Origin of the sequence: Psychrosphaera aquimarina, assembly GCF_032461525.1 — a bacterium.
Lineage (GTDB): Bacteria > Pseudomonadota > Gammaproteobacteria > Enterobacterales > Alteromonadaceae > Psychrosphaera > Psychrosphaera aquimarina.
In genome coordinates, this window is record NZ_JAWCUA010000003.1 from 473,144 (window position 1) to 494,035 (window position 20,892).

The 20,892-nt window shown below is 38.1% G+C and carries 17 protein-coding genes and 1 pseudogene; 13 read left to right on the forward strand and 5 right to left on the reverse strand.

The window, feature by feature from the left end:
* Positions 1-54 precede the first annotated feature (54 nt).
* Positions 55-1,650 carry an ABC-F family ATPase gene (locus RT723_RS05395; RefSeq protein WP_315946172.1) on the forward strand — a complete coding sequence of 532 codons (1,596 nt, stop codon included), beginning with the start codon at positions 55-57 and terminating at the stop codon, positions 1,648-1,650.
* A 93-nt stretch (positions 1,651-1,743) separates the two neighbouring features.
* Here RT723_RS05395 and RT723_RS05400 read toward each other — a convergent pair whose 3' ends face one another.
* Both RT723_RS05400 and radD read right to left on the reverse strand, forming a co-directional pair.
* The gene (locus tag RT723_RS05400) at positions 1,744-2,118 is read right to left on the reverse strand and encodes a hypothetical protein (protein WP_315946173.1); all 375 of its coding nucleotides are present in this window, start codon (positions 2,116-2,118) and stop codon (positions 1,744-1,746) included.
* A 121-nt stretch (positions 2,119-2,239) separates the two neighbouring features.
* On the reverse strand, positions 2,240-4,033 hold the full coding sequence (gene radD / locus RT723_RS05405) for a DNA repair helicase RadD (protein WP_315946174.1): 1,794 nt from the start codon (positions 4,031-4,033) through the stop codon (positions 2,240-2,242).
* Between the two features lie 273 nt (positions 4,034-4,306).
* Between radD and RT723_RS05410 the strand changes: the two genes are divergently transcribed.
* The 3 genes from RT723_RS05410 (at position 4,307) to RT723_RS05420 (ending at position 9,359) form a co-directional block, all read left to right on the forward strand.
* Positions 4,307-5,500 (forward strand): efflux RND transporter periplasmic adaptor subunit, encoded by a 1,194-nt coding sequence (locus RT723_RS05410; RefSeq protein ID WP_216055202.1) that lies wholly within the window; start codon positions 4,307-4,309, stop codon positions 5,498-5,500.
* Between the two features lie 8 nt (positions 5,501-5,508).
* Positions 5,509-8,646, forward strand: a complete 3,138-nt coding sequence (locus RT723_RS05415; RefSeq protein ID WP_315946175.1) for an efflux RND transporter permease subunit — start codon at positions 5,509-5,511, stop codon at positions 8,644-8,646.
* Between the two features lie 344 nt (positions 8,647-8,990).
* A complete protein-coding gene (locus tag RT723_RS05420) occupies positions 8,991-9,359 on the forward strand; it encodes a DUF3718 domain-containing protein (protein WP_216055200.1) in 369 nt (122 codons plus the stop codon).
* A 130-nt stretch (positions 9,360-9,489) separates the two neighbouring features.
* On the opposite strand, the gene RT723_RS05425 is transcribed toward RT723_RS05420, so the two are convergent.
* Positions 9,490-11,136, reverse strand: a complete 1,647-nt coding sequence (locus RT723_RS05425) for a M28 family metallopeptidase (protein WP_315946176.1) — start codon at positions 11,134-11,136, stop codon at positions 9,490-9,492.
* A gap of 150 nt (positions 11,137-11,286) precedes the next feature.
* Between RT723_RS05425 and RT723_RS05430 the strand changes: the two genes are divergently transcribed.
* Positions 11,287-11,565 (forward strand): hypothetical protein, encoded by a 279-nt coding sequence (locus tag RT723_RS05430; RefSeq protein ID WP_315946177.1) that lies wholly within the window; start codon positions 11,287-11,289, stop codon positions 11,563-11,565.
* A pseudogene (locus tag RT723_RS05435) lies at positions 11,511-11,789 on the forward strand (TlpA disulfide reductase family protein); the annotation flags it as partial. The gene RT723_RS05430 and the pseudogene RT723_RS05435, both read left to right, overlap by 55 nt.
* An 87-nt stretch (positions 11,790-11,876) precedes the next feature.
* Here the strand turns inward: RT723_RS05435 and hslO are convergent.
* Both hslO and hslR read right to left on the reverse strand, forming a co-directional pair.
* Positions 11,877-12,761 (reverse strand): Hsp33 family molecular chaperone HslO, encoded by an 885-nt coding sequence (hslO, locus tag RT723_RS05440; protein WP_315946178.1) that lies wholly within the window; start codon positions 12,759-12,761, stop codon positions 11,877-11,879.
* Positions 12,762-12,770: 9 nt separating this feature from the next.
* Entirely contained in the window at positions 12,771-13,166 is a 396-nt protein-coding gene (gene hslR / locus RT723_RS05445; protein WP_216055196.1) for a ribosome-associated heat shock protein Hsp15, read from the reverse strand.
* A 190-nt stretch (positions 13,167-13,356) separates the two neighbouring features.
* Here hslR and gspC point away from each other — a divergent pair, with 190 nt between their 5' ends.
* The 7 genes from gspC to gspI all read left to right on the forward strand — a co-directional run bounded on the left by gspC (position 13,357) and on the right by gspI (position 20,892).
* Positions 13,357-14,349, forward strand: coding sequence for a type II secretion system protein GspC (gene gspC / locus RT723_RS05450; RefSeq protein ID WP_216055195.1), 993 nt, complete (start codon positions 13,357-13,359; stop codon positions 14,347-14,349).
* An 18-nt stretch (positions 14,350-14,367) separates the two neighbouring features.
* Positions 14,368-16,542, forward strand: coding sequence for a type II secretion system secretin GspD (gspD, locus tag RT723_RS05455; protein ID WP_315946179.1), 2,175 nt, complete (start codon positions 14,368-14,370; stop codon positions 16,540-16,542).
* Entirely contained in the window at positions 16,542-18,107 is a 1,566-nt protein-coding gene (gspE, locus tag RT723_RS05460) for a type II secretion system ATPase GspE (protein ID WP_315946180.1), read from the forward strand. The genes gspD and gspE overlap by 1 nt, the downstream gene beginning before the upstream one ends.
* Complete coding sequence (gene gspF / locus RT723_RS05465; RefSeq protein WP_216055193.1) at positions 18,107-19,327, forward strand: type II secretion system inner membrane protein GspF; 1,221 nt, start codon at positions 18,107-18,109, stop codon at positions 19,325-19,327. The genes gspE and gspF overlap by 1 nt, the downstream gene beginning before the upstream one ends.
* Before the next feature lie 49 nt (positions 19,328-19,376).
* Positions 19,377-19,823, forward strand: a complete 447-nt coding sequence (gspG, locus tag RT723_RS05470; protein WP_315946181.1) for a type II secretion system major pseudopilin GspG — start codon at positions 19,377-19,379, stop codon at positions 19,821-19,823.
* 78 nt (positions 19,824-19,901) lie between these two features.
* A complete protein-coding gene (gspH, locus tag RT723_RS05475) occupies positions 19,902-20,486 on the forward strand; it encodes a type II secretion system minor pseudopilin GspH (protein WP_315946182.1) in 585 nt (194 codons plus the stop codon).
* Between the two features lies 1 nt (position 20,487).
* Positions 20,488-20,892: a type II secretion system minor pseudopilin GspI gene (gspI, locus tag RT723_RS05480; protein ID WP_315946183.1), complete on the forward strand. Its 405-nt coding sequence runs from the start codon at positions 20,488-20,490 to the stop codon at positions 20,890-20,892.

Here is a 20,892-nt window from a genome sequence, read left to right on the forward strand (position 1 = left end):
TTTTTTGACATAAATACTGTCGATATTTGATTAATAAATGGGATACTAACTTTCGTGATCACAACTGCTAATATCACAATGCAATTTGGCGCTAAGCCATTATTTGAAAACATTTCTGTAAAATTTGGTAACGGTAATCGTTATGGACTTATCGGTGCCAATGGTTGCGGTAAGTCAACGTTCATGAAAATTTTAACCGGTGAATTAACGCCTTCCTCGGGTAATGTTAGTTATGGACCAGGTGAGCGTTTAGGTATCCTGAAGCAGGACCAGTTTGCGTTTGAAGAATTTTCGGTTATCGATACAGTGATCATGGGGCATGCTGAACTATGGGCCGTGAAAGAAGAACGTGACCGTATTTACTCTTTAGCTGAAATGTCTGAAGAAGACGGCATGAAAGTAGCGGACTTAGAAACTGAGTTTGCTGAAATGGGCGGTTATGAAGCAGACTCTAGCGCTGGTGAATTGTTATTAGGCCTTGGCATCCCAAGTGATCAACATTATGGCTTGATGAGTGAAGTTGCTCCAGGTTGGAAATTACGTGTGTTATTAGCACAAGCTTTGTTCTCTGACCCGGATTATTTATTACTAGACGAACCTACCAATAACTTGGACATAGACACGATTCGTTGGTTAGAAGAAGTATTAAATCAACGTAATTCAACCATGATCATTATTTCCCATGACCGCCATTTCTTAAACAGTGTTTGTACACATATGGCTGACGTTGATTATGGTGAACTTCGTGTTTATCCAGGCAATTACGACGAATACATGCTGGCGTCAACACAAGCTCGTTCTCGTATGTTAGCGGATAATGCCAAAAAACAAGGTCAAATTGACGAGTTAAAACAATTTGTTGCTCGCTTCTCTGCCAATGCTTCTAAAGCACGCCAAGCAACATCACGTCAAAAACAAATGGAAAAAATTAAACTTGATGATGTAAAAGCATCAAGCCGTGTAAATCCATTTATTCGTTTTGAGCAAGAGAAAAAGCTTTATCGTCAGTCGTTAATTGTTGAAGGTTTATCTAAAGGCTTCGATGAAGGTCCATTGTTTAAAGACTTCGATTTTATGGTGGAAGTCGGTGAACGTGTTGCCATAATTGGTGAGAATGGTGCGGGTAAAACCACCATGATGCGTTGTTTACAAGGTGACTTAGCCGCAGATGCTGGCACCATTCAATGGTCTGAAGGCGCTAAGATAGCGTATTACGCTCAGGATCATGCCGCTGATTTCGAAACCGACATGAACTTATTTGATTGGATGAGTCATTGGCGACGTGAAGGCGACGACGAACAATCCATTCGTGGTTTCTTAGGCCGTATGTTGTTCTCTTCTGACGATATTAAAAAGTCGGTTAAAGTGTTATCTGGTGGTGAGCAAGGTCGTATGTTGTTCGGTAAAATGATGATGGCATTGCCAAACATTTTATTGATGGATGAACCTACAAACCACATGGATATGGAATCGATTGAGTCGTTAAACATGGCGTTGGAACAATATGAAGGTACCTTGATGTTTATCAGTCACGACCGTCAATTTGTATCTTCTTTGGCTACTCGTATTATTGAGATCAAGAAAGATAAAGTCATTGATTTCAAAGGTACTTACGAAGAGTATTTAGCAAGCCAAGGTGTTGAAGCTTAATATTTAGTTAAGTTCATGGCTGCAGTAAAAAATCTCGTTGTTGTTAATAACGAGATTTTTTTGTTTTTAAATAGGGCGAATACATCAAATAACTTAGGGGTATTGTTTCAATAACCAATTTTCAGCATCTGTTTGATTGGTGAAGTTCTTCATATTTACGTTTGAGCTTAAACAGACATTTTGTATTAGGTCTTGTTTGTAGTCGTCGAGACTACATAAACGGGCAATATTGAAACCAGCAAGATGAGGCATAATTCGTTGCATCAATGGTAAAAATTTTTCCATTGTATAATTTAACGTGATTTGATTAACGTTAATAAGAATGTTGTTGTATTGGTTTTGTTGTGCTTGGTTTTTGATATCCAAATACATATTTTCAATTTGTTTGTCATCAGCATCACCTTCAACATTGACATATAAATACTCTGTTTGGTTTGTATGGGTAGAATAACGAAATGGAATGCTCATAAACTCTTTGTGATTAATTAAGACCAAACGACATTAACAACTTGACGTTTAGACCACTATAGGAGATATCCCTATATCTCGGTCATTTATAATTATCGTCAAATCGAGCTGTGGTTAACGCTTAATTGAGCTCGTTTGCTTTGCGGAACTTTCCTTGGTAATCAAATATCTTTTCTTGAATCTTCCAAAAGTGTTTTTGTTTTCTGGCAACGATAAAGTCAGGTGGTATTAATGCTTGTTGCTTATCTATTACCTGTTTGGCATTAATAAACTTAGTTGGCTCTGCACCATTTGCAACTCGTTGACCAAATTGTTTATTAAAATGATAAAGGGCTTTTGTATTATCTAAATCAAACGACTCTTTTAATTCGGTTGCATCTTCATCGTAATAGGTAATGGATAGGATATTATTAGACTCAAACATGGTCATGCCCGCACAACGAATAACCATGGCATTTTTAAGTTTTAACGCCGCTTTGAGCTTATCGTCTGGGTCGATGATGTCTTCATTGCATGAATGGCAAACCCGAGCGGCTATGTCGTTTTGTGCATTACAATGTTCACATTCTTTAAACCTAAAGCGATAATCACAGTCTTCTTGTACTGATTCTGGGTCATCTTCAACAGCTTCAAAGAAACCCTGGCATTTACGACCATAATGTTCGATGACTTTGCCTTCTTGATCTTTAATGCCCCAAAATGAATTAGCAAAACCACAACTTGGGCAAAATACCTGAACAAGCTCACTTTTACTGTTTGGCTTTTTCTCTCCGACTTCTGGATAAAAAATATTAATGCCATTACCGGCATAATCGACGACCAAACAATCGGTTTTATTTTCATTCAGTCTTAACCCTCGTCCAACAATCTGCTGAAACAGACTAACGGATTCAGTTGGCCGTAAGATAGCGATAAAATCCACGTGTGGTGCATCAAAACCAGTGGTTAACACGGAAACATTGACCAAAAACTTCAGTTCTTTGTTTTTAAAAGAATTAATTAATCGCTCACGATCAAGAGATTTAGTTTTGCCAGTGATGAGGGCGGTTTGCTCTTGTGGTAGGTATTGTTGGATCTCTTTTGCATGTTTAATGGTTGCGGCAAAGATCATCACACCTTGACGTGTCTTGGCTAACTCTTCAATTTGTTCGGTAATCGCCTGCGTAACTCTTGGGTATTTAACTAATAATGCATTAACTTCCGACTCGGAATAATCACCATTGTTATTCGAATTTAAAGATGAAAAGTCGTATTGGGCAATTGGAGCGTCGACGATTTTAGGGGGCGTTAAATAACCATGTTTGATCATATAAGCTAATGGTAATTCGTAAATGCACTTTTTAAATGGTTTCGGTGTATCGCTGCGTTTAATACCATGATGGTGGTATTGATATATCCAGCCCATACCCATTCGATAGGGCGTGGCAGTTAACCCTAAGACCTTTAATTTTGGATTTATTTTAGTCAGTTGTTGCACTATTTGACCGTATTGACTGGTGTTATCTTGCCCTTCGTCGGTATTCGACTGCTCTAATTGGCTTACTCTGTGGCATTCATCAATAATAACCAAAGAATACTCTGCAGCGAAAGCATCTAGATTACGCACAACGGATTGTATGCTGGCAAAGGTAACCTGGAATTGGGTTTGTTTAAGTTTTAAACCAGCAGAGTACACCCCAGATTTCACTTTTGAGTAGTCACTGTATTGCACAAATTTTTTATGATTTTGCTCTACCAATTCCTTAACGTGTGTTAGGACCAAAATTTTTCGTTTTGCCAACTTTGCGAGTTCTGCAATTACTAAGCTTTTTCCGGCTCCAGTAGGCAAAACAATAACGGCAGGATCATTGGTTTTTCTAAAGTGTTGCAAGGTTGATGTGACAGCATCGGATTGATACGGGCGAAGTGTAAACATAACTACCAATAAAAGTGCTGTGTAGGAAATTGGCTGTTAGTTTAACAGACTCAATTGTCATTATCATTTACTTGAAATAATGAAAACATCATTAAATAAGTCTTAAATGGCGCTTAATTCGTATATATCGGATTAATATGTTGCTATATATTACCTTATGAACATTAAGTTACATTTCTTTAGCTAAATAAAACAATTATTTACAATTAGATAGGCAAACATTTATCAAAAATTACGTTATTATGATGGTAATTAAATCAAGGTGTTAATGTTATGAATAAAAAATGGATAAAAGCAGGTGCTGCAATATTTACTTTGGTATTGGGCATTGTAGGTATGAATGTCATTGGATCATCAGGTCCAGAAGAAGAAGAAAAAGAAGTAGTCGAAACACGTCCTACCGTTAAAGTGGAATCAATTCATTCTCTTAACCATCAAGTTAAAATTAAAGGTCATGGCGAAGTCATTCCGGTCGAGTCTACTATTTTATCGGCTCAAGTATCCGGTGAAGTCATCAGCTGGCATCCAAATTTTGTCTCTGGTGGACTGGTAAAACGTGGTGATGTTTTATTCAAGGTTGACCCTGCTAATTATGAAGCCGCTGTATTACAAGCTGAAGCCGCGTTATCTAGTGCTCAGGCCACATTAATAGAAGAACGCGGACGAGCTGATGTAGCTAAACGTGAAGCCAAAACCCTACCAAATGCTAAAGTCACTGATTTATATTTAAGAAAACCTCAATTATTAAGCGCAGAAGCTGCAATGAAATCGGCTCAAGCTAGATTAAAGTTAGCGCAAAGAGATTTATCATACTGTGAAGTGAAAGCCCCATACGATGCGCTAGTTGTTGCTAGAGAAATCGGTAAAGGCCAAAACGTAAATCAAGGTGCACGTGTTGGTGAGATTTATAATATTGAAGTTGCCGAAATCATCTTTCCAATCGCTGGTTTTGATAGTGCATTTTTACCAAATCAGTTATTAGGTTTGGCTGCGGATGTCTCAACTGATGGACGTTATTCATTTAACCGTCCGGGCAAAATTGTTCGTGATTTAGGTGTGGTAGACAGCAGTACTCGTATGACTAACATTGTTGTGCAAGTTGAAGACCCATACAGCATTAATTCAAACTTACCTAAAATGCAATTTGGTAACTATGTAACCGTTAGCTTTGACGGACAACGTTTAAATAATGTCTTTAAATTGTCGCAAGATTTAGTCACCAATAATTCAGTATGGATAGTGACAGACGAAAATAAACTAGATATGAGAAACATCGAAGTGATCCGTGAAGAAGCGGATTATTTTATTGTTGGCAACGGTTTAGAAAACGGTAACAACTTAGTATTAACCTTACCTGAATATCCTCAAAAGAATCTTGAAGTGTTAATCGCTGGACAAAAAGATATTAAAACAAAAGATGACTCTGACGCGGTCTCTGTTGAGCCAACTAACGCTGAAAAAGAGTAGGGGCTAACATGTCATCAAATGAACCAAAACAAACCGGGTTAATCGCCTTTTTCGCTAATAATAGCGTCGCGGCTAACTTAATGATGGTATTCATCATTCTAATGGGGTTAGCGAGCTATTTTACAATTCAGCGTCAAATGTTTCCGAATATTGAAATTAACTATATTCAGATAACAGCAAGTTACCCAGGTGCATCGCCACAAGAAATTGAAGAAAGTATATTAATCAAAATTGAAGAATCACTGAAAGGTGTCACTGAAATTGAGAAACAAACGGGGCGAGCTTTTAGAAACTTTGGTCAAATAACACTTGAAATTGACCCAGATAAAAACCTGTCGGAAGTCTTAGATAAAGTGAAATCCAAAACTGACAGTATCGCTACATTCCCTGGTGCGATGGAACCAATAACGGTTTCGCAGATAGAGTTTAATCAAGATGTTGTGGAATTATCTTTAATTGGTGACTTTCCTGTACCTGAGCTTAAACGTGTAGCTAAACAAGTTGAGCAAGAGTTATTAGAGTTAAACAATATTTCCCTCGTTGATGTTTATGCCCCTAGCGAAGAGATAGCAATAGAAATTAAGCCTGAAGCATTACGTAAGTACGACTTAACATTAAGTGATATTTCTCAAGCGATAAGACGTTATTCAGCCAATTATTCAGCCGGACAGTTAAGAACAAGTTCGGGTGTAATTTCTGTACGTATTGAAAATCAATATTACAGCGGTGAAGAGTTCAGAGATATACCCGTTAAAGTTGGTAAAAATGGCTCTCGAGTATTACTCGAAGACATCGCAATTATTAAAGATGGCTTTGTTGAAGGTGAAAACTACGCCAAGATGTCTGGCGTAAATGTTGTGAATATGTCGGTTAAAGCAACCAAAGATCAGAATACGATTCCGGTTGCGAAATCTGTCAAAGATTTTGTTGAATTAAGAAATAAAACATTACCGATAGGCATGGACCTAGAAGTTATTGTGGACATGACGTATTACTTAAATGCACGTCTGGATATGATGCTTAAAAACTTAGTCCAAGGTTCGTTACTCGTAGCCTTGATGTTAACCATATTTTTACGCTTTAGATTAGCATTCTGGGTAATGTTAGGTTTACCGGTTTGTTTCTTAGGTGCGGTAATGATGATGCCGGTTTTGGGCATTAGTATTAATATTCTTTCACTTTTTGCATTCATTATGGTGCTAGGGATTGTGGTGGATGACGCCATTGTCATCGGCGAAAGTGCCTATAGTGAAGTTGAGAAACACGGTGGCGGTGTAGAAAATGTGGTAAGAGGCGCTAAAAAAGTTGCCACACCTGCGACCTTTGGTGTGTTAACAACTATCGCAGTATTTGCTCCATCGTTATTTACGAGTGGCCCACAAGGTGATTTCTTCTTTAACATCGCTGGGGTTGCTATTTTATGTTTGGTATTTAGTTTAATTGAATCAAAACTAATATTGCCTGCCCATTTATCACACATGAAAGTAACACCAATAAAACCGGGGAGTTGGCGTGAAAAGTTTAATGCTAAATTCTTTGGCTTTGTAAACGGTACTTATAAAAACTTTTTGAATAAGTGTGTGGAATGGCGTTGGTTAGTACTTATGGTATTCATTGGTTTGTTACTGTTAAGCGTAGGTCTTCTTCAAGGTAACTATGTACGTATGGTTGCCACACCTAAAGTACCACATGACTTCCCAAGCATTTCGATAGAAATGAATGAAACCGTATCAGATGAAATGACTATCAACGCGATCAAAACCATTGAAGAAGTTATGATCAAAGTTGAAAAAGAAACAGTATCTGAATATGGCACTGGCATGGTTAAAGACATTCTTGCCTACAACCAAGGTCGTACAGAAGGCCGTATTATGGCTCCTTTAGTGGATGAAGAGTTACGTCCATTTGACACATTTGAATTAGCCCGTCGATGGCGTGAAAATATGCCAATTATACCAGGTATGAAGTCATTTACTGTGCAAGATGATGTGAATGGCGGTGGTAATCAAGGCGAGTTTGGTTATTTACTGTTTGGTCCAGATATACCAACACTTAATGCCGCTGGCCGACAATTAATTTCTATGTTGCAGCAAGAAAAAGGTCTGTATGACGTTAGTTCAACCATTGATCCTGCAAGTAAAGAAATTCAATTAGACTTAAAACCCGTTGCTTATGATCTTGGTTTAAATTTACAAACCATAGCCAGTCAAATAGGTGCGAGTTTTTACGGTGGTGAAGCACAACGTGTATTACGTGGTGGGGAAGAGATTAGAGTCATGGTGCGTTACCCGCAGCTTACTCGTGAACGTTTCTCAGAGCTGAAATACGCCATTGTAACAACCCCTTCTGGTCAAGAAGTAATGTTAGGTGATGTTGTTACTTTGACTGAAAAACCAGGTATTAGCTATATTCGCCGCGAAGGTGGGTATCGTAGTGTTTATATCTACGGCTCAATTGATGAAGACGTAATTGAACCAAACGAAGTGGTTAAATCAATACAAGAGAACCTACTGCCAAAACTTAAAGAATTATACCCAAGTGTTAAGTCTGAGTTAGGTGGTCAGATAGAAGAAGATCAGTCGCAACAAAGTGAACAGATCATGTTCTTCATTGCGGGTATGTTGATGATTTACATCTTATTAGCTGTGCCACTTAAGAGTTATTCTCAACCTCTAATTATTATGTCTGTTATTCCGTTTAGTTTAACAGGTGCAATAGCCGGGCATTGGTTCTTAGGCTTAGACATGAGCACCATGTCTATGTTTGGGTTGATTGCGGCTGCCGGGGTTGTAATAAATGACAGTTTGGTCATGACCGATTACGTAAATCAAAAACGTTCAGCCGGTTTCAGCATTAAAGATTCGGTAGTCGAAGCAGGAACCGCACGTTTTAGAGCGATAACGCTTACGTCTATCACAACATTTGTTGGTGTACTACCAATAATGTTTGAAACTAGTTTACAGGCTCGTTTTGTCGTACCAATGGCGGCAGGGCTTGGATTTGCGGTGTTGTATGCCACTGTTATTACTTTAATATTGGTGCCTTGTTTATACTTAATTTTAGAAGACTTCCGCAGACCAAAAGCGTGGTTTAAATCTAAATTTAGAAAAAATAAACCGGCTGCGCCACTAACTGCAAACAGTTAATCCGATAGATTAATAAATAAAATATAAAATCCGATAGTTAATAACTATCGGATTTTTTATGCGTATCAAAAATATTACAACAGGTTTAGTAACGTGAAAATGAATAAACTCTGTGTATGTATCCGCATATTTAATGTCTGAATGTAATAATTCGTTATTCTTTTTTTTGTATGATTATTAAACAAACCTATGAGTTCTAAAGCTTAACAACACTTATTAATTATCATTGATGAAATAACTGGTAACACCTGCAGTTTAAATGGTTACAACCTTTTTATTTCTATCCGCCACTATGTATATGCGACCTGTGATGTACAGGCAATATTAATAGTTAGGAGATTAACATGGGTATTTTAAAAACAAGTTTAACCATTGCTGTTTTAAGTTTAGGTGTTGTTACAAGTGCAAGTGCTGCCACATACGTTTCAGCGGATGATACTAAGGAAAGCCAGTTATGTGTCGCTGCCGCTACAGAGAGTAAAATTGGAATGTATATAGAAGCTCGAGATTACAAACCATCTAACGCAGGAATTAAGAACCTTCGTTTTTTAGCTAATAACTTATATTGTAATGGGGTCAATGTTGCTGACTTTGCCAAAAGCGCAGGAAATGACACAGTATCCGTTCAATTAAATCGATTTAGAAACACCAACGTGCAAATTAGGGATTTAGCAAAAATGAGCCATGGGACGGTTTATCTAGGCAGTAAATAAAATGCAATTATTTGATGCCGTTAAGCATAGGTTTAACGGCACCCTCACTTCTTAATATATTTATCTATCATAGAAAATCAGCAAAAAAAACCGCAACACATGTTACGGTTTTAATCATTAAAATTTGGTTTTATTTAGCGGTTTGGCCAAATGTTTTACCAAAGAAGCTATCTTCTAACCAATATGGACGTTCGTCCTGATTAGCAACAGTTAAACCAATACGGATATTAACATCAGCAAACACTTTAGCTGCGTCATAGTTAATTGGTAAATCTAATGAGTCAGATGGCTTATGATAATGTTTAGCAAAAAACTCACCCCAAACTTTACCGCCGTCTTCGCCTTCCGTTTTAGAAGTGAAACCAGTCATTAAGAATACAGATGGGATCCCTTTCTTAACAAAGTTGTAATGATCTGAACGAGTGAAGATCGCTTGCTCAGGCATAGGGTCAGGACTTAAACCAATACCTAATTGACCAGCTGCTTTTTCAACTACTGCACCCATAGAGCTGTGGTTTGCACCGAATGCAATAACGTCAGCAAAATCATACAATAACACAGGCATATCTAAGTTTACGTTAGCAACCATTGACGTTAAAGGAACCGTTGGGTTGTTAGCAAAATAACTTGCACCTAATAAACCTTTTTCTTCACCAGTTACAACTGTGAATAAGATTGAACGACGAGGACGTTCTGAATTAGCTAATACGCGAGCAGTTTCTAATAACACAGAAACACCAGACGCGTTATCCATAGCACCGTTGTTAATTCGATCTTTAGTTGTAACGTCTTTAGCTAGACCAATGTGATCAAGGTGAGCGGTGAATACAACATACTCATCTTTTAACACAGGATCTGAACCAGGTAAAACAGCAACAATATTTGGCGATGTAATTTTTTCATGACGTGATTTAGAAGCAAGTTCAATACTTGTATTTAAATCAAAACCTTTGATTTCTTTATCTTCAGTATCTAGAGCAAAAATATCTTCAAGGCTAGTTGGGGCATTAGCAAATAACTTTTTGCCCGCTTCCATGTTTAAGTAAGCGCCGCCTTTAAACTGTTTCTGTACACCGTATGGTGCATCATCTTTATCTAACCAACGAAGAGAAGGAGAACCTAAGTAGTTCAAAGATGTAGTATATGAACGTACTTTTTCTCTTTTTGGAGTGTGTAAAGTAACAAAGCCTATTGCGCCATGCTCAGCAGCATGTGCTGACTTAAGTTTACCCGAACCTAAATGTGCACCCTCTTCAGAAGGCCATGCTTTAGGGCGACCTGTTAATGCAACAACGATCTTACCTTTAACATCTAAACCTTCATAGTCGTTATAATCGTAATCTTCAGCGATTAAACCATAACCAACAAAAACAACGTCAGCTTTTACACTTGATTCCGTTGTCGCAGTGCTCGCACCCATCATATAGTCTTGTGGGTATTTAAGTTCAACAGTATCTGAACCAGTACCAATTTTTACAACCGTACTGTTTTGATCTAAATAGGCACGTCTAAATGGAACACGTTGCATATAACCGTCTTCACCAGCAGGCACTAAACCCATTTTTTTAAATTCTGCAGCAACGTAGTTAGCGGCGATTTCATAACCTTGGCTACCAGTATCACGACCTTCTAATTGGTCATCAGCTAAAAACTCTAAGTGAGCTTTAATGCGAGCTTTTTCAACACTAACAGTCGCTACTTCTGAGCTATTCTGTTGTGAACACGCAGCCAGTAAAGCAACAAGTGCTGTCAGGCTAAATTGTTTAATTAGTTTCATATTATTGTTTTAGTAACCTTTTCTATTTGGACGTGCTCTGATTCTACATGAATTGGTTATATAGGTGATAAAAAATTTATATAGAAATACAAATAACAATTTACGTTAATATTAGTTACAGTTGTTGCTCTTAATTTAGAAGGGAAATTTATGAAATCACTTGTCCGTTTCGCTAATATATGTGTATTAAGTTTGTTGGCAATTACTAACACCACGATAGCATCAGAATCAAACGAAAAAGCCAGCGCGTTTGAGTTACCCCATTTAACAAGTGGCATAATGACAAGCCTGAGTGATTATAAAGGCAAAGTCGTTTATGTGGATTTTGGGCAAGCTGGTGTAAGCCATGCAAAAAGTCATTCCCTGTACTCAATGAATTCCACAATAAATATAAACAGCAAGGTTTTGAAGTCATCGCCATTAACTTAGATGAAGATAAGTTAAATGCTTTAGCGTTTTTACAACAGCATAAAGTGGATTATTCAGTGTTATATGATGAAGATGCCAAAGTTGCACAACAATACAAAGTACAAGCAATGCCGTCTGCGTATTTTATAGATAAAAAAGGCACCATTCGTTTGGTTCACAAAGGGTATATGGATTCTGACAAAACAAAGATAAAACAAGTCATTGAGTTATTAATTAACGAATAAGTACTCTGATTTAGCCATCGTTATCCAGATAATAAAAAGGCAACCGAGTAGGTTGCCTTGTTTTTTGTATTAAAATGAATCATCAAATTAATTAATAGAATCGTTATGCTCAGTTGCATCTTTAAATAAAGCTTCAACATCAATGGCATCAAAATGGTAATCGGTTAAACAAAACTGACAGGTTATTTCAATGTCACCACGTTCTTCTATCAATGCCATCGCATCATCCATGCTTAATTTCAAAATAGCATTTGCTGTCTTCTCACGCGAACACCCACATTGATATGTGATTTCTTGAGGTTCAAATAACATAGGGTTATCTTCGTGATAAAGGCGGGTAAGAACTTCCTTTGCTGGCAGGTTAAGTAACTCTTCATCTGAAATAGTGTTGGTTAGGGCTTCTAAGTGAGTAAAGTCATCATCGGCTTTTGCTTCAACAGGCATAACCTGTAATAACATACCGGCTGATTTACCGTTGTGCTTTGAGGTATCTGTTGCCAGCCAAACTCGGGTACGTAATTGTTCCGAATTTTTGAAATAATCTTCAATACATAAACTTAACGAGTCTTTATCTAATGCTGCCACACCTTGATAACGTTCACCCTTATCCGGTGCAATCGTAATAACCATATAACCTGAGCCAATCAATTCAGGAATAGTGCCTGGTTTGATGTCGTCTTTATATTTTGCAGTGGCTCGCATTTGTTGATGGTTGTTGCCATTTACAACAGCGTAACTCAATGGGCCATCACCTTGCAGTTGAACGCTAATATCGCCTTCAAATTTAATCGTTGCAGTTAACAAGCTAGTGATCGCTAACAATTCACCTAATATTTGTTTAACAATATCAGGGTATTGATGATTCTCTAACATAGCGTTGTAGCTGCTGCTCATTTGAACAATTTCACCGCGAACGTGGTGCTGCTCAAAGATATATCGGTGTAATAAATCGGGTGTGTTTAGATCAGTCATAAAATGTTGTTACTCAAAGTTATCGGTATTCTTAAAATTAATAAGGGTTCTACGTTGTTTCTTATCTGGTTTTGTTACAGGTCTAGGGGAGAAAGCAATACTCTGTTCACGGGCGAGTTGATCACTTTGTCTTTGTTCCAAGCTGGACTCTGTTTCTTGGTAAAGTGTTTGAGCTATTTCGAACTTTTGTCTTTTACTTGAAATTGCTTTAATGATCACGATTTTTTCATCATAACCTTGGCGTATTTTTACCGTTGCACCAACATCTACGGCTTTAGATGCTTTGCATCTTTGTCCATTATAATGAACTTTACCACCGTTGATCATGTCAGTAGCAGTGGAACGAGTTTTATAAAATCGTGCGGCCCATAGCCATTTGTCTAAGCGTACTTTGGTTTCTGACATTGTAATTGTAATGTGCCTAAAAAATAAGTCATAAAAAAACGTTGATAATTTAGCATAAGTAGTGATTTTTAGCCACTTGTAGGGTTATACTCAGCAACCATATTTTTTATTCAAATGAATTTAAAATAGTTACCGTCAATACCGAAATAAAACAATAATAATAAACGGATATATTGGAGTACAAAAATTAATGGAGTCGTCTCGCTTGTTTGAGCAACTCAATACCTTCACAGGCAAATTACCGCATCAAAAGTTAAGTAAAATAGTGACCATCACTTTGTTGGTTTATTGTGCTTATTTATTGGCTGACCTTACGTGGAAGTTAGTACCTACATCATCCGACAAGGGTAAAATCACCGTACAATCCTCTCCAAAGACGGGCAATAACTCTGTTTCTGCTAACAATGTAGATTTAAGTGAATTATTAAGCATTAATTTATTTGGTGACTTAAAGAAAACCGCGGTTAATAAACCTAAACCAAAAACCGACCAACCTGCGCCTAAAACCCGTTTAAATGTAACGTTAACAGGCTTAGTGGCAGACAGTGAAAATGCAACGTCTCCAACCAGTGTGGCCATTATTGAAAGTGCCGGTGGACAAAATACTTACGGTATTGATGAAAAAATAGATGGTACATCCGCATCGGTGTATGAAATATTAATCGATCGTGTCATCTTGTTAGTATCAGGTCGATATGAAACGTTAATGTTAGATGGCATTGAATATTCAACCACTATCCCAGGCTCAAATAATAAAGTTAGTCATCAAGAGCCAGAAGAGGATGATATGGAAGCTGTGGATGATGTGGGCCCAACAATTAATAACAAGCCAATCAAAAAAGAACGTGTGGATAAACGAGAAAATGTAGAATTGTCTCAGTCCTTACGTGAGCAAAGAGAAACATTGTTTGACGATCCTAAAAAATTAATGGATGTGATAAGAATTAAACCATTTAGACAAAGTGGTGAATTAAAAGGTTACCGTCTTGCGCCTGGAAAAGATGGAAAATTATTTACCGAAGTTGGCTTAAAACGTAATGATCTAGCCACTAATATAAACGGATATGATTTAACCGATATGCAACAAGCGTTGACTGTAATGAAAGAGTTAAGGTCAATGACAGAAGCAACTATAACGGTCGTTAGAGACGATACCGCAATCGATATTATTTTAGCACTTTAGTCCCTGGAGTTTGTTTTAATGGGTTTGTTTACAACATCAATCAATAACTTAACTACGAAAGTTATTAAATGCATTCGTGTCACCGCACTGTCATCGTCTTTAACGGTTTTGGCGTTATCAACGTTATGGGTTTCTCAACCTGTTTACGCAACGCAATATTCTCCAAACTTTAAAGGCACCGATATTAATGAGTTTATTAATATTGTCGGCAAGATATTAAAGAAAACCATCATTATAGACCCAACGGTTAGAGGCAAAGTGAATGTACGTTCATACGATTTATTAACCGAAAAGCAATACTACCAATTCTTTTTAAATGTATTGGAAGTTTATGGCTATGCCGTGGTCGATATGGGCGACAGCATTCTTAAAGTGGTAAAGGCTAAAGATGCCAAAAATTCTGCTATTCCGGTTGTTGGCAGTGATGCACCAGGCGTGGGTGATGAAATGGTTACCCGTGTTGTTGAAGTAAAAAATGTATCCGTACGAGAATTATCTCCTTTGTTACGTCAATTTAGTAATCAGTCGGGTTCTGGTCATGTTGTACATTACGACCCATCAAATGTGATCATGATGACAGGGTCTGCAGCTACCGTGAATCGTCTTGTAGATATAATTAATCGAGTAGACCGTGCCGGTGATTTAAAAGTTGAAATTATCAAACTAGAGTTTGCCTCGGCCAGTGAAATTGTTCGTATCTTAGAAAGCATTTATAACGCCAAAGGCAACAAAGACCAGCCAGAATTTTTAATCCCTAAAATCGTATCTGATGACAGAACCAACAGCGTTATCGTCAGTGGTGAACCACAAGCTAGAAGCCGAGTGATTAAATTAATCGAACGTTTAGATGCCGAATTAGAAACAACCGGTAATACCCGAGTTCATTATTTGAAATACGCTAAAGCGGAGGAAGTCGTTAAAGTATTAACGGGTGTATCAGATTCATTAGCCGCCGACTCAAAAGGTGGGACAACAAATAAAACATCTCGTAGCCAAAAACGTGATTATTCAATTCAGGCTCATGCTGATTCAAATTCATTAGTGATCAACGCTGAACCAGATATGATGCGTTCGTTAGAACAGATCATTCGACAGCTAGATATCCGCCGCCAACAAGTATTGGTTGAAGCTATCATAGTGGAAGTATTTGAAAGTAACGGCATCAACTTAGGTATTCAATGGGGCAGCGACAAACTTGGTTTTACTCAGTTTACTAACGGTGCAGTAACACCTATGTCTCAAATTGCCGGCGCTGCCTATAGTGCCAGAGATACAACCACTGAAAGCATAGTGAATGGTTATGATGATAACGGTAATACAACACAAAACGTCGTTGCTACGACTCAAGAAGGTGATTACACCGCGTTAGCTACCGTTTTAAGTGGTATGTCTGGTTTTGCCACTGGCATAGTACAAGATGGTTGGGGAGCTGTATTACAAGCGGTTCGTAGTGATACCAATACCAACATATTAGCGACACCTTCAATCACCACATTAGATAACGAAGAAGCCTCCATATTGGTCGGTTCCGAAGTACCAATTATTACAGGTTCGTCAGTGGGGAGCGGTAATGCAAATCCTTTCCAAACGGTTGACCGTAAAGAAGTCGGTATTAAATTAAGTGTAACTCCACAAATCAATGAAGGCACCGCGGTTCAATTATTGATTGACCAAGAAGTTTCAAGTGTTAGTGGTGCAACTGGCGTTGACTTAGGCATTAACAAACGCTCAATTAAAACAACCGTACTAGCTGAAGATGGTGCGACGATTGTTATTGGTGGTTTGATTGATGAAGACGTGCAAGAAAGTGTGTCTAAAGTTCCATTGTTAGGTGACATCCCGTATTTAGGTCATTTGTTTAGATCAACGGGTACCACTAAACGTAAACGTAATTTAATGGTATTTATCCGCGCCGTGATCATCCGTGAGGGCGATACGTTAGTTGGTGAAAGCCGTCGCAAGTATAATCATATACGTGCTGAACAACTAAAAAGTGAAGATGAAGGTATATCGTTAATGCCATTCACTAGCCACCCTGTGTTAAAAGAGTGGGATGATTCCATTACGTTACCGCCGTCTTTTGAAAATTATTTAAATGAAAAACAGCCAGATACGTTAAAACATTTAAATAAAACGACACCAGAGCAAGAGGTGAAAGCACAGCAGGATAATGAGAGCAAGGGCGATAACTAATGTCAGAATTAGAAGCGCAAGAGTCATTGTCTGCAGCGTCATTATCTGAAGACTCTGAGGTATTATTGAATGATCAAGATGAATCAATGGATACGTCGATAAAACGTTTACCCTTTGGTTTTGCACAACGTTTTGGTATTTTAATATCGTATCAGCAAGATACACCTAGACTATTAACGAAAGCATCAACACCCATGCATGCATTTGTTGAAGTTCGTCGTTTTCTCGGTTTTATTTTGCCAACGTCAACGATTGCGGATGATGAATTTGACACCGAACTAGAACAAAGTTACCAACGTAATGCTTCTGAAACACAACAGTTGATGGAAGACATAGGTAACGAAGTTGATTTGTTTTCAATTGCAGAAGAAATGCCTGGTACGGAAGACCTTTTAGAAGGTGAAGATGATGCGCCAATTATTAAACTGATCAATGCGACGTTGTCAGAAGCCATCAAAGAAGGGGCTTCAGATATTCATATTGAGACCTTTGAAAAACAACTGGTGATTCGTTTCCGAGTGGATGGGGTATTACGAGAAGTGTTATCACCTAATCGTAAACTGTCGTCGTTATTAGTCTCACGTATCAAGGTCATGGCTCAATTAGATATTGCGGAAAAACGTGTGCCCCAAGACGGGCGTATTTCGTTGCGTATTGCAGGACGTGCAATTGATGTGCGTGTTTCCACTATGCCATCGTCATACGGCGAACGTGTGGTTATGCGTTTGTTGGATAAAAACAACGCAAGATTAGACTTAGTTGATTTAGGCATGACCCCTACCAATCAACAAACCTTTGCCCAATTATTACGAAAACCTCACGGTATTATATTGGTTACAGGACCAACAGGGTCAGGTAAAAGTACCACCTTGTACGCAGGTTTAACCAATATCAACAGTAAAGATAGAAACATATTAACGGTAGAAGATCCGGTTGAATATGAATTAGCAGGTATTGGTCAAACTCAAGTTAATACCAAAGTGGATATGACTTTTGCTCGCGGTTTACGTGCCATTTTACGTCAAGATCCAGATGTGGTGATGATAGGTGAAATTCGTGATTTAGAAACTGCAGAAATTGCGGTTCAAGCCAGTTTAACTGGTCACTTAGTTATTTCCACATTACATACAAATACCGCATCCGGTGCCATTACTCGTATGGAAGACATGGGTATTGAGCCTTTTTTATTATCCTCTAGCTTGTTAGCCGTTATCTCACAGCGATTAGTAAGAACCTTGTGCGGAACATGTAAAATAGACTACACGCCGGACGATACCGAAAAAGAAATGCTTGGTTTATCCAAAGACGATACTCGTACTATTTATCATCCTAAAGGCTGCGATAAGTGTAACTTCACCGGCTACCGTGGTCGTATTGGTATTCATGAGTTATTAGTTGTGGACGAAGCTGTACGTGAACATATTCACAATGGTCAAGGCGAACAAGCAATCGAAAAATACGTACGTCAGCATGCACCAGGTATTAGAGATGATGGAATTGGTAAAGTGTTAGCCGGGATCACTACATTAGAAGAAGTGTTGCGTGTCACCCGCGAGGATAACTAATGGCTGCTTACGAATACAAAGCATTAGATGGTAAAGGTAAAACCAAAAAAGGCATGTTAGAGGCCGATACGGCCAAACAAGTAAGGCAGCAATTAAGAGAAAAGGGGTTAATCCCAATTGATGTGAGCCAAGCCAGTCAAAATGAAAAACAAACTGAAGCTGGCATTTCGCTTTTTAGAGCTAAAATATCTGCATCAGATTTAGCGCTTATTACCCGTCAATTAGCCACATTAGTTGGTGCGTCATTAACCATAGAGTCTGCTTTATTAGCGGTGGCTGAACAATGTGATAAACCAAGGTTAAAACGTACTGTTATGGCAATACGTTCTAAGGTTGTTGAAGGTTACAGCCTGGCAGAAGGAATGCAGGAATTTCCATATATCTTTGATCACTTATTCCGTTCTATGGTCGCTGCTGGTGAAAAGTCAGGACATTTAGACGAAGTACTTAATAGATTGGCGGATTACACTGAAAAACGTCAAGAAACCAAATCTCAGCTTACTCAAGCCATGGTTTACCCTATTATGTTAACGGTGTTTGCTCTTGGTATTGTTACCTTTTTATTGGCCTCTGTGGTACCAAAAATAGTGGGGCAAGTGACCAAATCGGGTCAGGAACTCCCCGGCTCTACCCAGTTATTGTTAACGTTAAGTGACTTTATTCTTAATTATGGCATGTATTTGGCCATCTTTATTGTCGCCAGCATTGTCGTATTTCAAAGGTTATTAAAACGACCAAACATTCGATTAAAGTTTGATAAGTCGCTGCTGAATCTCCCTTTAGTTGGCAAAGTCATCGTGGGGGTAAATACCGCCCGTTTTGCTCGTACCTTAAGTATATTAACCTCAAGTGCGGTACCAATATTAGAAGGAATGAGAATTTCTGGACAAGTGTTATCCAATGCACATATTAAAAAGGCCGTTTTAGAAGCATCTGATAATGTCAGAGAAGGGGCATCATTAAAGAGTTCGTTGGATCATTCAAAAACCTTTCCACCTATGATGTTACATATGATAGGTAGTGGTGAGAAATCGGGGGAGTTAGAACAAATGTTAAAACGTTCCGCCGACAATCAAGATACGGAATTAGATGCCATTGTTAAAATAAGTTTAAGTTTATTAACACCGTTAATCGTGGCGGTGATGGCGGGAATGGTCATGTTTATTGTTATGGCCATTATGCAACCGATTATGCAAATGAACAGTTTGGCAGGCATTTAAAATCAATTTAGAATTTAGTAAAAATTACGAAGATAAACGGAGTGGAAAAGTGAAAAACAATAAGAAATTCAATACAACTCAAAAAGGTTTCACCATATTAGAGGTGATGATCGTTATTGCTATTTTAGGCATGATGGCGACATTAGTTGTTGGCAATTTAATGGATAGTGCCGATGATGCAAAAGTACAAAGCACTGCGATTGAAATTAAAAATTTAGAATCAATTTTAGATTTGTATAAATTAAAAGCAGGCCAATATCCAACTACGGAACAAGGTTTAGAAGCATTAGTCACTATGCCAGAAATTGAGCCAATCCCACGTAATTATCCACAAAATGGTTTTTTAAGTGAACTGCCTCAAGATAAATGGGGTAACGACTATCAATTAGTTAACCCAGGTGAGATGGGAGTATACGATCTGTTTTCAGTTGGCCCTGATGGCGAAGCAGGAACAGAAGATGATATTGGTAACTGGAACGTTAAAGATTTCTTATAACCAATATTGGTGAATGTAAAAGTATATAAATTTACGTTTTCTCTCGTGAATACAGTGTCATCGGGCAAGGAATAACAAGTGAACAAACATAAAGGTTTTACTCTTTTTGAGTTGATGCTTGTGATCATGCTGATGGCACTCGTTGTGAGTACGGTTAAATTTCCTAACTTAACTCAAGACCCATTTGATCAAGTTGATCAGCAAAGTAAAAAAATAGCGGCGTTAATCAATTTAGCCAGTGAATATGCAGTCCTTAATAACGCCTTATTAGGGTTTTCCGTGACTGAAACCAGTTATGCGTTTTTGCAGTTTGATGGCACAAAATGGCAACAGATCAATGAAATGCCATTTGCACTTACTGAGTTAGAGCCCACCATCAAAATGGATTTAATGTTAGATGGTTTGGAGTGGCAAGAGCAAAATTTGTTAAGTGCCGTTAAATGGATTGATGAAGAAGAATTAGAACAGGCAAGTGAACAAACCGAAGAAGAAAAGAAACTGGCCTTCCCACAGATATTCATTTTATCTTCCGGTGAAATATCCCCTTTCGACCTTGATATTAGTTATGACAATGGCTTTGATGACCCGATTACATTTAAAGTAAGGGGTGAGTTTATTGCACCTGTGTCTGTGTATGATCCGCAACAAATAGAAGAGTTATAACGTGACTATTGTGCGCTCTACTTACCCAGTTAAAGGTTTTACGCTAATAGAGTTGTTATTGGCATTAGCCATATTTGCTTATTCGGCCAGTGCTATTTTAGGTGTGGTCGGCACGGCATCTAACAACTTAGGTCAAATTGAAGAAATGACTTTTGCTTCTTGGGTTGCCAATAATCGACTGGTTGAACTGCAAGTCAGCAAACAATGGCCGCCAAAAGATAAAGAAAAAGGTGAGCAGGAGCTTGCTGGCAGAACCTGGTATTGGCATCAAAAAGTGGTAAAAACCGAAGATGAAGACTTACGAGCAGTTACCGTTACTGTCTCAAGCGATGAAAAAGCCACGTCCTCAATATATTCCTTAACCACCTATGTCAGTGTGAATGCTGATAGCAGTAAGGACTTATAA

Coding starts and splice junctions, on each gene's coding strand:
- RT723_RS05400 (WP_315946173.1), bottom strand. CDS start 2,118: ATGAGCATTCCATTTCGTTATTCTACCCATACAAACCAAACAGAGTAT.
- radD (WP_315946174.1), bottom strand. CDS start 4,033: ATGTTTACACTTCGCCCGTATCAATCCGATGCTGTCACATCAACCTTG.
- RT723_RS05410 (WP_216055202.1), top strand. CDS start 4,307: ATGAATAAAAAATGGATAAAAGCAGGTGCTGCAATATTTACTTTGGTA.
- RT723_RS05415 (WP_315946175.1), top strand. CDS start 5,509: ATGTCATCAAATGAACCAAAACAAACCGGGTTAATCGCCTTTTTCGCT.
- RT723_RS05420 (WP_216055200.1), top strand. CDS start 8,991: ATGGGTATTTTAAAAACAAGTTTAACCATTGCTGTTTTAAGTTTAGGT.
- RT723_RS05425 (WP_315946176.1), bottom strand. CDS start 11,136: ATGAAACTAATTAAACAATTTAGCCTGACAGCACTTGTTGCTTTACTG.
- RT723_RS05430 (WP_315946177.1), top strand. CDS start 11,287: ATGAAATCACTTGTCCGTTTCGCTAATATATGTGTATTAAGTTTGTTG.
- hslO (WP_315946178.1), bottom strand. CDS start 12,761: ATGACTGATCTAAACACACCCGATTTATTACACCGATATATCTTTGAG.
- hslR (WP_216055196.1), bottom strand. CDS start 13,166: ATGTCAGAAACCAAAGTACGCTTAGACAAATGGCTATGGGCCGCACGA.
- gspC (WP_216055195.1), top strand. CDS start 13,357: ATGGAGTCGTCTCGCTTGTTTGAGCAACTCAATACCTTCACAGGCAAA.
- gspD (WP_315946179.1), top strand. CDS start 14,368: ATGGGTTTGTTTACAACATCAATCAATAACTTAACTACGAAAGTTATT.
- gspE (WP_315946180.1), top strand. CDS start 16,542: ATGTCAGAATTAGAAGCGCAAGAGTCATTGTCTGCAGCGTCATTATCT.
- gspF (WP_216055193.1), top strand. CDS start 18,107: ATGGCTGCTTACGAATACAAAGCATTAGATGGTAAAGGTAAAACCAAA.